Genomic DNA, 13,295 nt, shown 5'->3' on the forward strand with positions numbered 1-13,295 from the left:
CTGTGCCAACCCTTCGGCGCCGCCGTAGCCGCCGACGCGCACCTGGCAGGTCAGGTCGGTGGGGACGCGGCCGATGCCGGCCAGGCTGTAGATGTGCTGGGGGCCGAGGGTGCGGGCGATGGCCAGGGCTTCGGTGACGCCGCCCAGCAGCAGGATACGTTTCATTTCAAAACTCCCGCGTGGCCGACGATCCCGCCTTGGCGGTCGATGGCGAAAACTTCGACCTGGACCTGGGCCGGCACCACACTGCGAGCGAAAGCCAGCGCATGCTCACACACCGCATCGCCGAGGGCGATGCCGGCGGCGCTGGCCATTGCCAGGGCTTGCTGGCTGGTGTTGGCCGCGCGGATGCCTTGCTGCAAAACCTCATCGGCACCGATGGCGGCGGCCCACTCGGCCAGTTGTGGCAGGTCGATGCTCGAGTGACGGCTGTGCAGGTCCATGTGGCCGGCGGCGAGTTTGCTGATTTTGCCAAAGCCGCCGCAGAGGCTGAGCTTATCCACCGGGACCTTGCGCACATGTTTGAGCACGGCGCCGACGAAATCACCCATTTCGATCAGGGCGATTTCCGGCAGGTTGTAGACCCGGCGCATGGTGTCTTCGCTGGCGTTGCCGGTGCAGGCGGCGATGTGCAGATAGCCGTTGGTTTTCGCCACGTCGATACCCTGGTGGATCGAGGCAATGTAGGCCGCGCAGGAGAACGGCCGGACGATGCCGCTGGTGCCGAGGATCGACAGGCCGCCAAGAATCCCCAGGCGCGGATTCATGGTTTTCAGCGCCAGGGCTTCGCCGCCCTCGACATTGACCGTGACTTCGAAACCGCCGGCGTAACCGCTTTCCTCGGCCAGCCGACCCAGGTGGTCGTTGATCATTTTGCGCGGCACCGGGTTGATCGCCGGTTCACCGACGTTCAGCACCAACCCCGGTCGCGTCACCGTGCCGACGCCGCGACCCGCGACGAAACGCACACCGGGCTCGGCGATCAAGCGCACCTGGGAAAACAACAGGGCGCCGTGGGTTACGTCCGGGTCATCGCCCGCATCCTTGATCGTCCCGGCTTCGGCGCCTTGTTCGGTCAGCCGGCAGAACTCCAGGCGCATCTGCACCTGCTTGCCCTTGGGCAGTACGATTTCCACGGCATCGGCTTCGGTGCCGCGCAGCAGTAATCGAGCGGCCGCCAGGCTGGTGGCCGTGGCGCAACTGCCGGTGGTCAGGCCGCTGCGCAGCGGGGCGGGTTGTTCGGCGGTTTCGTCACGCATCGAGAGGTTTGACCAGGTCGAGCAAGGTGATCGGCAAGGCCTGGCGCCAGGTGTCGAACTCGCCCAAGGGTTGGGCCTGGGCGATGTGGATGCGGGTCAGTTCACCGCCGTGACGTTCGCGCCAGTGCATCAGGGCCGTTTCGCTTTGCAGGGTCACGGCGTTGGCGACGAGCCGGCCGCCGGGCTTGAGTTGGGCCCAGCAGGCGTCGAGCACGCCTTCGCGGGTGACGCCGCCGCCGATGAACACCGCGTCCGGCCGCTCCAGGTTCTCCAGCGCCTGGGGGGCTTTGCCGCGAATCAGTTGCAGGCCAGGCACACCGAGGGTGTCGCGGTTGCGTTCGATCAAGCCTTGGCGGCCTTCGTCAGCTTCGATGGCCAGGGCCCGGCAACTGGGGTGGGTGCGCATCCATTCGATGCCGATGGAGCCGCTGCCGGCGCCGACATCCCAGAGCAACTCGCCGGGGGTCGGGGCGAGGCGGGCGAGGGTGATGGCGCGCACGTCGCGTTTGGTCAACTGGCCGTCATGTTCGAAGGCGGTGTCCGGCAAACCGGCCAGGCGCGACAGGCGCGGTGTCGACGGTTCGGCCCGGCATTCGATGGCGATCAGGTTCAGGTCGGCGACGGTGTCATCGGACCACTGCGCGGCGCAACCGTCGATCCGTCGTTCCGCCGCACCGCCCAGATGCTCCAGCACGGTCATGGTGCTCGGGCCGAATCCCCGCTCGCGCAATAACGTCGCCACGGCGGCGGGGCTGTGGCGGTCGTTGCTCAGCAGCAACAGCCTGACACCTGTGGATAAGTGAACATTGAGCGCCGCCAGGGGCCGCGCCACCAACGACAGCGTGACCACCTCTTGCAACGGCCAGCCCATGCGCGCCGCGGCCAGCGAGCAGGAGGAGGGCGCGGGGATGACCAGCATCTGATCACTCGGCACCTGTTTCGCCAGGCTGGCGCCCACGCCGTAGAACATCGGATCGCCGCTGGCCAGCACGCACACCGGTTCACCCTGCCGAGCGAGCAGCGGCTCCAGGGAGAACGGGCTGGGCCACAGCTCCCGTTGGCCGCGGATGCACAGTGGCAACAGCGCCAGTTGCCGGTCGCTGCCGACAATGTGTGACGCCCGCAGCAAGGCATGGCGAGCCGTTCGGCCCAGGCCCTTGAAGCCGTCTTCACCGATGCCCACTACGGTCAGCCAGGGGGTCATCTCTGTTCCTCGAATAATTGGGTTGATCGACAGGCGTGTTGCCACCGCGAACCGGGCCGCCATCATACCGCGCCCCGGCGGATCAGGCGCGAACCATCCCGGGTTGGAGCGAGCTTGCTCGCGATGGCGGCGGTCCATTCAACCTCATCTTCTCAGGTAGACCGCTTTCGCGAGCAGGCTCGCTCCCACAGTTTGGAATGGGGGCGTTCGGAAATTGTGTGCCCGCCGTCAGCAATCCGACCGGCAAGCTTTTCATGACCCCTGGCAAAGCAGGCATAATGGCGGTCCTTCGCCGATGCGGCGTTTCTTATTTGTCGGTTTTCCCTTGAACGAACGTCCATCCTCCAACGTCGTACGCCCCTCCGGTTGCCCGGGGTTGCTGCGTGTCGTCCAGGCGCTGGACGGTGGGATCTGTCGGATCAAGCTCGATGGCGGTTCCATCCAGGCGGATCAGGCCGAAGCCGTAGCTTTTGTGGCCGAGCGGTTCGCCGCAGGCGTGATCGAGGCGACCAACCGGGCCAACCTGCAAATCCGCGGGATCGGTCCCGGGCACGACGCGCTGATCGAGCCATTGCTGGCCGCCGGGCTTGGCCCGCGCAAGCCGGCCGGCGATGACGTACGCAACCTGATGCTCAGCCCGTCGGCCGGGATCGACCGGCAGATGCTGTTCGACACCCGGCCATTGGCGGCGCAGATCCTCTTCACCCTGCAAACCCACGAACGCTTCCCTGAGTTGTCGGCCAAGTTCGCCGTGCAACTGGACGGTGGTGAAGCGTTGGCGATGCTCGAACATCACCATGACCTGTGGTTGTCGGCCCTGGTCCGTGATGGCGAGCCTTGGCTGGCCTTCGGCTTGGCCGGTTGCCCATTGGATAAACCGGTAGGCAGGGTGCCCCTGGCCCAGGGGCATGCCTTGGTGGTGGCGGTGCTGGAACTGTTCCTCGACCTGGCGCGCCCGGACCAGATCCGCATGCGTCACTTGTTGGCTGAAATCCCCAGCGATGAATTCATGACCCGATTGGCCCGCCGCGTGCCGCTGCAAACGTGCCTGGATTGGCAGCGGGACAGGGCCAGCGACGGACTGCACCTCGGCGTTCATCCCCAGCATGACGATCGCGTCTACGTCGGCGCGGCGGCGCCCCTTGGCCGACTCGACGCCGGCATGCTGCGGGGGGCGGCGCAATTGGCACGGGAGAAGGGCAACGCAAGCCTTCGTTTCACCCCTTGGCAAAGCCTGCTGCTGCCCAACGTGCGCCGCGAGGACGCCGACGAAGTGCTGGCGCGGCTTGAGGGGTTGGGCCTGTTGTGCTCGGTCGATCAGCCCCTGGCACAACTCATCGCCTGCACCGGTTCCAGTGGCTGCGGCAAAGCCCTGGCCGACACCAAGGCCGATGCTCGCCAACTGGCCGAGCTGCTGCAACGCCAGGGCCAGACCCTGAAGGTCCATCTGTCGGGCTGCCCGCGTTCCTGCGCGGCAGCCCATATCGCGCCCGCCACCTTGCTGGCGGTCGCCCCCGGTCGTTATGACCTGTATTTTCGCGATGCCACGCTGCCGGGTTTCGGCGCGTTGCAGGCACACAATCTGACTATTGAAGCGCTCGGCCACTGGCTCGACGCTCGCCCCCGGAGCCCCCTTGATGCTTGATTACATCCGCGACGGTCAGGAGATCTATCGCAACTCCTTCGCGATCATCCGCGCCGAAGCCAACCTGGCGCGCATTCCGGCCGACCTGGAAAAACTCGCGGTGCGGGTGATCCACGCCTGCGGCATGGTCGAGGCCATCGATGGCTTGCAGTTTTCCGAGGGCGCGGGCACGGCCGGGCGCCAGGCGCTGGCTGCCGGTGCGCCGATCCTGTGTGATGCGCGGATGGTCTCCGAAGGCGTGACCCGGGCTCGTCTGCCGGCCAACAATCCGGTGATCTGCACCTTGCGCGACGAGGCCGTGCCGGCATTGGCCCTGGAGCTGGGCAACACCCGTTCGGCGGCGGCGCTGGAGCTGTGGCGCCCGCACCTGGAAGGCAGCGTCGTGGTCATCGGCAACGCGCCGACCGCGCTGTTCTACCTGTTGGAAATGCTCGATGCCGGCGCGCCGAAACCGGCACTGATCCTCGGTTTTCCGGTGGGCTTCGTCGGCGCCGCCGAGTCCAAGGCGATGCTGGCAGCCAACAGCCGCGGCGTGCCGTTCGTGATCATGCAAGGCCGCCTGGGCGGTAGCGCCATGGCCGCCGCCGCCGTCAACGCCCTCGCTACGGAGATTGAATGATGCAGCAGCCTGGACGTCTGATCGGCCTCGGCGTGGGCCCCGGTGACCCGGAACTGATTACGGTCAAGGCCCTGCGCCTGTTGCGCGAATCGCCGGTGGTGGCGTACTTCGTCGCCAAGGGCAAGAAGGGCAACGCCTTCGGCATCATCGAGGCCCATTTGCAGGACGCGCAGACGTTGCTGCCGCTGGTCTACCCGGTCACCACCGAAGCGCTGCCGGCGCCGCTGTCCTATGAACAGGTGATCGCCGACTTCTACGACACCGCCGCCGAGCAGTTGGCCGTGCACCTGGATGCCGGTCGCGACGTGGCGGTGATCTGTGAGGGCGATCCGTTTTTCTACGGCTCCTACATGTACCTGCACGATCGCCTGGCCGAGCGCTATGAGGCCCAAGTCATTCCCGGCGTGTGCTCGATGCTGGGCGGGGCCTCGGTGCTCGGTGCGCCGCTGGTCTATCGCAACCAGAGCCTGTCGGTGCTCTCCGGCGTCCTGCCCCACGACGATCTCAAGCGTCGCCTGGCCGACGCCGATGCGGCGGTGATCATGAAGCTGGGGCGCAATTTCCCCAAGGTTCGCCAAGTGCTTCAGGAGTTGGGTATGGACGGACGGGCGCTGTATGTCGAGCGGGCGACCATGGCCAACCAGAAAATCGTGCCGTTGGATGAAGTCGAGCCGATGTCTTCGCCGTACTTCTCGCTGATCATTGTCCCGGGCGAACGGTGGCAGGGTTGATGACTTCTACCGCGCCGGCCATCGTCATCCTCGGCCCGGGCAGCCTCGCAACGGCCCGGCGGATCCAGCAACGTTATCCCGAAGCCTTGATCCACGGCCTGGCCGGGCGAGTCGAGGGCGCGGATCGCCAATACCTCGAGTTCGGCGCGACGTTGCGCGAGCTCTACCAACAGAACACACCAATCATCGCCCTGTGCGCGGCGGGCATCGTCATCCGCACCCTGGCGCCGCTGTTGCTGGAAAAAGGCGTCGAGCCGCCGGTACTGGCGGTGGCCGAGGATGGCAGCGCCGTGGTACCGCTGCTGGGCGGCCTGGGCGGGGTCAACGTCATGGCCCGGGAGATCGCGGCAACGCTGCAAGTGGCGCCGGCGATTACCACCAGCGGCGAATTGCGTTTTGGCACCTGCCTGCTCAATCCACCCAGCGGCTACAGCCTTGGCGACCTGGAGCAGGGTAAGCGCTTTGTCTCCGACCTGTTGGCCGGTGAGCCGGTGCGCATCGAAGGTGCAGCGCCGTGGTTGGATCAGGCGCAGTTGCCGCAAGACCCGCAGGCGCGACGCACGATCCACGTCGGCCATGCCGAGCGTGAGGCGAGCGCCCATGAACTGCTGATTTATCCGCGCAGTGTCGCGGTGGTGGTGAGCGCCGAGGTGGCTGACCTGCCGGGTGCCATTCGTGCCGCTTTGCAGCAAGCCAACGTGGCGATTCCGAGCCTGGCGTGCCTGGTGGCGGCGCAGACGCTGATGGCCAGCACGGCCTTGCGTGAAGCGGCGCTGGAACTCGGGGTGGCGCTGCGCTTTGTGGCGATGACCGGCGATGCCGCCACCTTGGCGCGCAGTTCGGTGCCGGCGGCGAACATCCTTTCGGCGACGGACAACCTGGCCATCGCCGTTGCTGCGCAGCCCTTGGAGGTGGCCCAAATCGGTCGTCCGCGCGGACGCCTGGCGGTGATCGGCCTGGGGCCGGGCGCGGCCGAACTGATGGTGCCGGCGGTGAAGGCTGAACTGGCGCGGGCCACCGATGTGCTTGGCTACGAAACCTATGTGCGCATGGCCGGCCCGTTTCGCGACGATCAAGTGCTGCACTGCACCGACAATCGCGAAGAAATGCAGCGTGCCCGACACGCCTTTGAATTGGCCACCCAAGGCCGTTCGGTGATCGTGGTGTCGTCCGGCGACCCGGGTGTATTCGCCATGGCGGCGGCGGTGCTCGAAGCGTTGCACGAGTCCAGCGACCCGACCTGGCACCAGGTTGACCTGGAGATCCTGCCCGGTGTGTCCGCCTCCCTCGCCACCGCCGCCCAGGCCGGTGCGCCGTTGGGGCATGACTTCTGCGTGATGTCGCTGTCGGACAATCTCAAGCCATGGTCGATCATCGAAAAACGCCTGGACCTGGCGGCCGAAGCCGATCTGGCGTTGGCTTTCTACAACCCGATTTCCCGTGCGCGACCGTGGCAATTGGGGCGAGCGCTGGAGATCGTCGCCCAGCACCGCACGCCGGAGACGCCGGTGGTGTTGGGGCGTGACATCGGTCGTCCGGGCCAGAGCCTGCGTGTCACCACGTTGGGGCAGCTCACGGCCGAGCAGGTGGATATGCGCACCATGGTCCTGATCGGCTCCTCCACCACCTGCGTGTTCCCGCGCGCATCCGGTGGAAACTGGGTGTATACGCCGCGCTGGTATGGGGCCAAACCTGCCTGAACCGCGACACTGTTCTGTGGTGGGGGCGTTACTGTGGCGAGGGAGCTTGCTCCCGCTGGGCTCTGTAGGAGCTGGCGAAGCCTGCGATCTTTTGATTTTGATCTTTTGCTCTCGATTCAATTGTCAGTGGAAAGATCGCAGCCTCGTTGCACTCGACAGCTCCTACGGCGCAGCCCAGCGGGAGCAAGCTCCTATCAAACAAAACGCAAGCACTTGATTTTCTATAACAAATTCCAGGTCAAGGCTGCACGGTAGCGAGAAGGTTCAATTTCCACTGAAAATGTGGTTGCCCAGAATCCATGGCCAACTATCAGACCGCCTTCGCGAGCAGGCTCGCTCCCACAATTGGACCGAAGTACGACCGGAAGAGCCAGGTCGGCTCAGTCAGGCCGCCTCGCGAGCAAGCTTTGCTCCCACAGGTCCTGCTCAAACAAGTCTGATGGCGGTACGACCGGGAGAACTAGGTCGGCTACTAGGCCGCCTCGCGGTGGACGTTGATCTCGGCGCCCCGTTAACCACGATGGCTGAACGCAGGTATTGCGTAGTGGGCATCCCGGCATGGATGCCGGGATAGCCGCGCTGGGCCATGGATGGCCCTTCGCGGCGGCCCACGGAGCAATGCCGGAGTGAGGGCATGCCGAGCCTAAGCGAGGCACCGAGTGGTGGGGCAATGCGCTTTTGGTTACTTTTGGCGCTCTTCCAAAAGTGACCCGCCGTCAGGGCGGAACCCTAAGCAGCCGTTACCGCAGCAACGGATATGTACTCAATCAACAAGAGCCAGCCCACCCCCACAGGTTTCGTATCAGCTCTCCAGTTGTCGCAAGCGTTTGTACAAGGTATTGCGGCTGACCCCCAGCCGTCGCGCCAGGTGTGAAATATTCCCGCCCACGGCCTGCAACTGACGGTTCAGGTCCTCGGCATCGTTGAGGTCCACCGTCAGCGGCTCAGGCGTTTCCACCGGTTCCATTTCAAGGTCGACAAAGAAATCGTCGGGCAGGTGTTCCGGGCGGATCGGCTGTTCCTCGGCCATCGCCAGGGCCACTTGCAGCACGCTGCTGACCTGTCGCAGGTTGCCCGGCCAGGGGTGGCGTTCGAACAGATCCAACACCTCGCGGCTCAGGCCGGCCCATTGGGTCGGTTCGCGGTGGTGTTCCCAGAGACGTTTGAACAGGGCCTGCTTGTCGCTGCGTTCGCGCAGGGGCGGCAGTTCCAGGGTCAGGCCGCCGATGCGGTAGTACAAGTCTTCGCGAAACCGCCCCAGTTGCACCTGTTCACGCAGCGAGCGGTTGGTGGCGGAGATGATGCGGATGTCCACCGGGAACAGCTCGGCGCTGCCCACTGGCTGCACGCAACGTTCCTGCAAGACCCGCAGCAGCCGGGCCTGGGTCGGCAGGGGCATGTCGCCGATCTCGTCGAGAAACAGCGTGCCGCGGTCGGCCTTGCGGATCAGGCCGATGCTGCCTTTCTGGTTGGCACCGGTGAAGGCGCCTTTTTCATAACCGAACAATTCCGACTCCACCAACTCGGCGGGGATCGCTGCGCAGTTGACGGCAATAAACGGCTGCTTGCAACGCGAACTGGCCTGGTGCAGGGCTTTGACGAAGACTTCCTTGCCGACGCCGGTCTCGCCATGGATCAGCAGCGGAATGTCCTTCTCCAGCAAACGCTCGGCCTGGCGCACGGCTTTCTCCACGCGGCTGTCACCGAAGTGCAGGGTGTTGAGGCTGATAGCGTTGCTGGCGGGGGCCGGCGCAGGTGCTGTTTCGGTGAACACGCGAGCCTTGATCGACACCTGGCTCGGGCGCCTGAGCAAGCACTGGAAACGATTGCTGCCGGACGCTTGCAGGGCGAACGGCAGGCCGTCGGGCTGGTTCAGCAGTTCCAGCAGCGAGACCTTGAACAGGCTTTCGATGCTGACCCGTGACAGGCTCAGGCCCAGCAGGTTGTCGGCCCGGCGGTTGGCGGACAGGACCTGGCCGCTCTCATCGAAAATCAGCAGCCCGGCCCATTGGCTGTCGAGGTTGTTCAGGCCGGTGTTGAAGGTCAGTTGAAAGTGTTCACCGCGAAACAGGTTGAGGATCAGCCGGTTCTCCACGGTCTGGCTCATCATCTTGACCATGCCCAGGGTGTGGGACGGCGGCAGGTAGCTGTCGCTGGAGACGTCCAGCACGGCGATGACCTTGCGCTCGGCATCGAAGATCGGCGCGGCGGAGCCGGTCATGAAGCGATTGGCCTTGAGGAAGTGTTCATCGTGTTCGATGTGCACCGCCTGTTCGCAGGCCAGCGCGGTGCCGATGGCGTTGGTGCCGGTGCAGCGCTCCATCCAGCTCGCCCCGGCGCTGAAGCCATGGGCCAGTTTCGGCTCGATGAAACGCTGGGTGCCCCAGGACGTCAGCACTTGGCCCTGGTTGTCGGCCAGCATGATCAGGCAGTTGGAGTTGCTCAGGATGTTCTCGTAATACGGCAAGACTTCCTGGTGGGTGGTCTGCACCAGCGAATGCTGGCTCTCCAGCAACTGGGCGATGCCTTGGGCGGGCAGCTGGTCGAAGGCCGGCACGCTTTGATGGTTCAGGCCGAAGGCGCGGCAACGGGACCAGGAGGCCTGGATGATGGCCTCGTGGGACAAGGCTGGGGCAGGTGCGGCCATGGGGCACTCTCGCAGGAGCTGTTTTTATTGTTGTGGCAAGTCTCGCACAGACTCCTTGTGCTGGGGCAGGCCTGAATACCACTTCATACACAAACCCTTGTGGGAGCGGGCTTGCTCGCGAAAGCGTCGTGACAGTCGATATTTGTACTGACTGACACACCGCCTTCGCGAGCAAGCCCGCTCCCACAGGATCGCAGTCAGGCTAGCCGAAAACGTTCTTTCAGTGTTGTTCAAAATTGTTCATTGTCAACCCGCGTGTTGTTCAGTTGTTCATTCATGGCTGTTCACTTGTGTTCATCAACGAACGTGTTTTTTCAGCGGATCAATGGAAATATCAATCTGATCAAAGGCTTGTGATTTCTGGCACGGCTTTCGCTTTCTAGCTCGGGTCGCTTGACTCCAATAATAAAAAGGCCGAGCCATGTCATTAAAGCTTGAGCACATCTGTCGCACCGTCGAAGGCCAGACCTGGATCGACGATGCCAATCTGAGTTTCGAACCCGGATCCTTCAACGTTCTGTTGGGCCGCACGCTGTCCGGCAAGACCAGCCTCATGCGCCTGATGGCCGGTCTGGACAAGCCCGACAGCGGCCGCATCCTGATGAACGGCGTCGACGTCACCAATCGCCCGGTGCGGCTGCGCAACGTGTCGATGGTTTACCAGCAGTTCATCAACTACCCGACCATGACCGTTTTCGAAAACATCGCCTCGCCGTTGCGCCAGGCCGGTGTGTCCGAGGACGTCATCCAGGGCAAAGTCCTGGAAACCGCAAAAATGTTGCGGATCGAGAAGTTTCTCAAGCGCCATCCACTGGAATTGTCCGGCGGCCAGCAGCAGCGCACCGCCATGGCCCGGGCCTTGGTCAAGGACGCCGAGCTGATTCTGTTCGACGAGCCGCTGGTGAACCTGGACTACAAGCTGCGTGAAGAGCTTCGCCAGGAAATGCGCGAATTGTTCCAGGCCCGCCACACCATCGCCGTCTACGCCACCACCGAGCCCAACGAGGCGCTGGCCCTGGGCGGCACCACCACGATCCTGCATGAGGGCCGGGTGATCCAGAGCGGCAAATCCTCATCGGTGTATCACCAGCCGCAAACCGTGCTGGCCGCCGAATTGTTCTCCGAACCTCCGATCAACCTCATGCCAGGGCGCATCGTCGGTAACGAGGTGAGCTTCGCCAATTTCGTGTATTTCCCGCTGAACGTCGATCTGCGCCCGGTGGGCGAGGGTGAGTTCCGTTTCGGCGTGCGCCCCAGCCATATTTCCCTGGTGCCGAGCAACGACGACGACCTTGAACTGGCGGTGACTGTCGAGGTGGCCGAGATCAGCGGCTCGGAGACGTTCCTGCATGTGCGCAACGAACATTTCCTGCTGGTGCTGCACTTGCCAGGGGTGCATGAGTACGACGTGGACGCGCCGATCCGCATCTACATTCCGACCCATAAACTGTTTGTCTTCGATGCCCAGGGCAAGCTGGTCCAAGCCCCAGGGCAGCGTATCGCGAGGGTTGCCTGATGGCCGAAATTCGTTTGCAGAACCTCGCCCACAGCTACACCAGCACCCCGGCGGGCCCCGAGGACTACGCGATTCGCGAGATGAACCACATCTGGGAGCAGGGTGGCGCGTATGCGCTGCTCGGGCCGTCAGGTTGTGGCAAGTCCACATTGCTCAACATCATCTCCGGCTTGCTCAGCCCTTCCGAAGGGCAGGTGATGTTCGACAGCAAAGTCGTCAACGACCTGACCCCGGAGCGCCGCAACATCGCCCAGGTGTTCCAGTTCCCGGTGGTGTACGACACCATGACGGTGTTCGATAACCTGGCGTTCCCGCTGCGCAACCAGGGCATGGCCGAGGCGAGGATCCACACCAAGGTGCAGGAAATCGCCGAGGTCCTGGACCTGCAGAACCTGCTGGACAAAAAGGCCCGCAACCTCACCGCCGACGAAAAACAGAAAGTCTCCATGGGCCGCGGGCTGGTGCGCGACGATGTGTCGGCGATCCTGTTCGACGAGCCGCTGACGGTGATCGACCCGCACCTGAAATGGAAACTGCGGCGCAAGCTCAAGCAGATCCACGAGCAGTTCAACATCACCATGGTCTACGTCACCCACGACCAGTTGGAAGCTTCGACTTTCGCCGACAAGATCGCCGTGATGTACGGCGGCCAGATCGTGCAGTTCGGCACGCCCCGGGACTTGTTCGAGCGTCCGAGCCACACCTTTGTCGGCTACTTCATCGGCAGCCCGGGGATGAACCTGATCGAGGTCACGGCGCAGCCCGGTGGCGTCGGCTTCGGCTCGACCCACTTGCCTCTGTCCGAAATCCTGCAACAACGCGTTGCCGAGGCCCAGGGCAAAACCCTGAAGGTTGGTATCCGCCCCGAATTCGTTCATGTCTGGGACGGCCCCTATGACGACGCGATGCGGGCTGACGTGGTGCACGTCGAAGACCTGGGCACCTACAAGATCCTGACCCTCAACCTCGATGGCGCGCCGATCAAGGTCCGCCTGGCCGAAGACAAGCCTGTGCCCGAAGGCACCGCGTACATCAGTTTTCCGGCCCAATGGCTGATGGTCTATGCCGATGAGTATTTGCTGGAACCGTTGAGCGAGGTGCAGCCATGAACAAGGTGCAGAACAACAAGGCCTGGTGGCTGGTGTTGCCGGTGTTCCTGCTGGTGGCTTTCAGCGCCGTGATCCCGATGATGACCGTGGTCAACTATTCGGTGCAGGACATCTTCGACCAGTCCAGCCGCTACTTCGTCGGCGCCGACTGGTACCGGCAGGTGCTGCTCGATCCACGGCTGCACGACTCGCTGCTGCGCCAGTTCATCTACTCGGCGTGCGTGTTGCTGATTGAAATTCCCCTGGGCATCGCCATCGCCCTGACCATGCCGACCAAGGGCAAATGGTCGTCCCTGGTGTTGATCATCCTCGCGATCCCGCTGCTGATTCCCTGGAACGTGGTGGGCACCATCTGGCAGATTTTCGGCCGCGCCGACATCGGCTTGCTGGGCTCCACCCTCAACGGCCTGGGCATCAACTACAACTATGCGGCCAACACCATGGACGCCTGGGTCACCGTGTTGGTGATGGATGTCTGGCACTGGACTTCGTTGGTGGCGCTGTTGTGCTATTCGGGGCTGCGGGCGATTCCCGATGTGTACTACCAGGCCGCGCGGATCGACCGGGCGTCGAACTGGGCAGTGTTCCGGCACATCCAGTTGCCGAAGATGAAAAGCGTGCTGTTGATCGCCGTGATGCTGCGCTTCATGGACAGCTTCATGATCTATACCGAGCCGTTCGTACTCACCGGCGGCGGGCCGGGCAACGCCACCACGTTCCTCAGCCAGACCCTGACGCAGATGGCCATCGGCCAATTCGACCTGGGCCCGGCGGCGGCGTTTTCCCTGGTGTACTTCCTGATCATTCTGTTGGTGTCGTGGCTGTTCTATACCGCCATGACGCACTCCGACGCCAACCGTTGAGG

At 63.9% G+C, this 13,295-nt stretch carries 10 protein-coding genes and 1 pseudogene; 7 read left to right on the forward strand and 4 right to left on the reverse strand.

Annotated features, from left to right (window positions below):
* From CFII68_RS11970 to CFII68_RS11960, 3 genes and pseudogenes are all read right to left on the reverse strand, one after another.
* Positions 1 to 165, reverse strand: a pseudogene (locus tag CFII68_RS11970) (cobalt-precorrin-6A reductase); the annotation flags it as partial.
* Positions 162 to 1,259 (reverse strand): cobalt-precorrin-5B (C(1))-methyltransferase, encoded by a 1,098-nt coding sequence (locus tag CFII68_RS11965; protein ID WP_018608190.1) that lies wholly within the window; start codon positions 1,257 to 1,259, stop codon positions 162 to 164. The gene CFII68_RS11965 and the pseudogene CFII68_RS11970, both read right to left, overlap by 4 nt.
* Positions 1,252 to 2,463, reverse strand: coding sequence for a bifunctional cobalt-precorrin-7 (C(5))-methyltransferase/cobalt-precorrin-6B (C(15))-methyltransferase (locus tag CFII68_RS11960; RefSeq protein WP_018608192.1), 1,212 nt, complete (start codon positions 2,461 to 2,463; stop codon positions 1,252 to 1,254). The genes CFII68_RS11965 and CFII68_RS11960 overlap by 8 nt, the downstream gene beginning before the upstream one ends.
* A 295-nt stretch (positions 2,464 to 2,758) precedes the next feature.
* On the opposite strand from CFII68_RS11960, the gene cobG reads away from it, so the two are divergent.
* Genes cobG through cobJ form a run of 4 tightly spaced genes read left to right on the forward strand, consistent with a single transcriptional unit; the run spans position 2,759 to position 7,158 of the window.
* Positions 2,759 to 4,108, forward strand: coding sequence for a precorrin-3B synthase (cobG, locus tag CFII68_RS11955; protein WP_018608194.1), 1,350 nt, complete (start codon positions 2,759 to 2,761; stop codon positions 4,106 to 4,108).
* Positions 4,101 to 4,727: a precorrin-8X methylmutase gene (locus tag CFII68_RS11950; protein WP_018608196.1), complete on the forward strand. Its 627-nt coding sequence runs from the start codon at positions 4,101 to 4,103 to the stop codon at positions 4,725 to 4,727. Before cobG ends, CFII68_RS11950 begins: the two co-directional genes overlap by 8 nt.
* Positions 4,727 to 5,458 (forward strand): precorrin-2 C(20)-methyltransferase, encoded by a 732-nt coding sequence (locus tag CFII68_RS11945; RefSeq protein WP_018608198.1) that lies wholly within the window; start codon positions 4,727 to 4,729, stop codon positions 5,456 to 5,458. The genes CFII68_RS11950 and CFII68_RS11945 overlap by 1 nt, the downstream gene beginning before the upstream one ends.
* The gene (gene cobJ, locus CFII68_RS11940) at positions 5,458 to 7,158 is read left to right on the forward strand and encodes a precorrin-3B C(17)-methyltransferase (RefSeq protein WP_018608199.1); all 1,701 of its coding nucleotides are present in this window, start codon (positions 5,458 to 5,460) and stop codon (positions 7,156 to 7,158) included. The genes CFII68_RS11945 and cobJ overlap by 1 nt, the downstream gene beginning before the upstream one ends.
* An 802-nt stretch (positions 7,159 to 7,960) precedes the next feature.
* Here cobJ and CFII68_RS11935 read toward each other — a convergent pair.
* A complete protein-coding gene (locus CFII68_RS11935; protein WP_018608201.1) occupies positions 7,961 to 9,805 on the reverse strand; it encodes a sigma-54-dependent Fis family transcriptional regulator in 1,845 nt (614 codons plus the stop codon).
* Positions 9,806 to 10,226: 421 nt separating this feature from the next.
* On the opposite strand from CFII68_RS11935, the gene CFII68_RS11930 reads away from it, so the two are divergent.
* Genes CFII68_RS11930 through CFII68_RS11920 form a run of 3 tightly spaced genes read left to right on the forward strand, consistent with a single transcriptional unit; the run spans position 10,227 to position 13,293 of the window.
* Complete coding sequence (locus CFII68_RS11930; protein WP_018608203.1) at positions 10,227 to 11,321, forward strand: ABC transporter ATP-binding protein; 1,095 nt, start codon at positions 10,227 to 10,229, stop codon at positions 11,319 to 11,321.
* Positions 11,321 to 12,430: an ABC transporter ATP-binding protein gene (locus CFII68_RS11925; RefSeq protein WP_018608205.1), complete on the forward strand. Its 1,110-nt coding sequence runs from the start codon at positions 11,321 to 11,323 to the stop codon at positions 12,428 to 12,430. Before CFII68_RS11930 ends, CFII68_RS11925 begins: the two co-directional genes overlap by 1 nt.
* Positions 12,427 to 13,293 (forward strand): carbohydrate ABC transporter permease, encoded by an 867-nt coding sequence (locus CFII68_RS11920; protein ID WP_014337489.1) that lies wholly within the window; start codon positions 12,427 to 12,429, stop codon positions 13,291 to 13,293. Before CFII68_RS11925 ends, CFII68_RS11920 begins: the two co-directional genes overlap by 4 nt.
* The last annotated feature ends 2 nt before the right edge of the window (positions 13,294 to 13,295 follow it).

The sequence above is a fragment of the Pseudomonas sp. CFII68 genome (assembly GCF_000416195.1).
Lineage (GTDB): Bacteria > Pseudomonadota > Gammaproteobacteria > Pseudomonadales > Pseudomonadaceae > Aquipseudomonas > Aquipseudomonas kilonensis.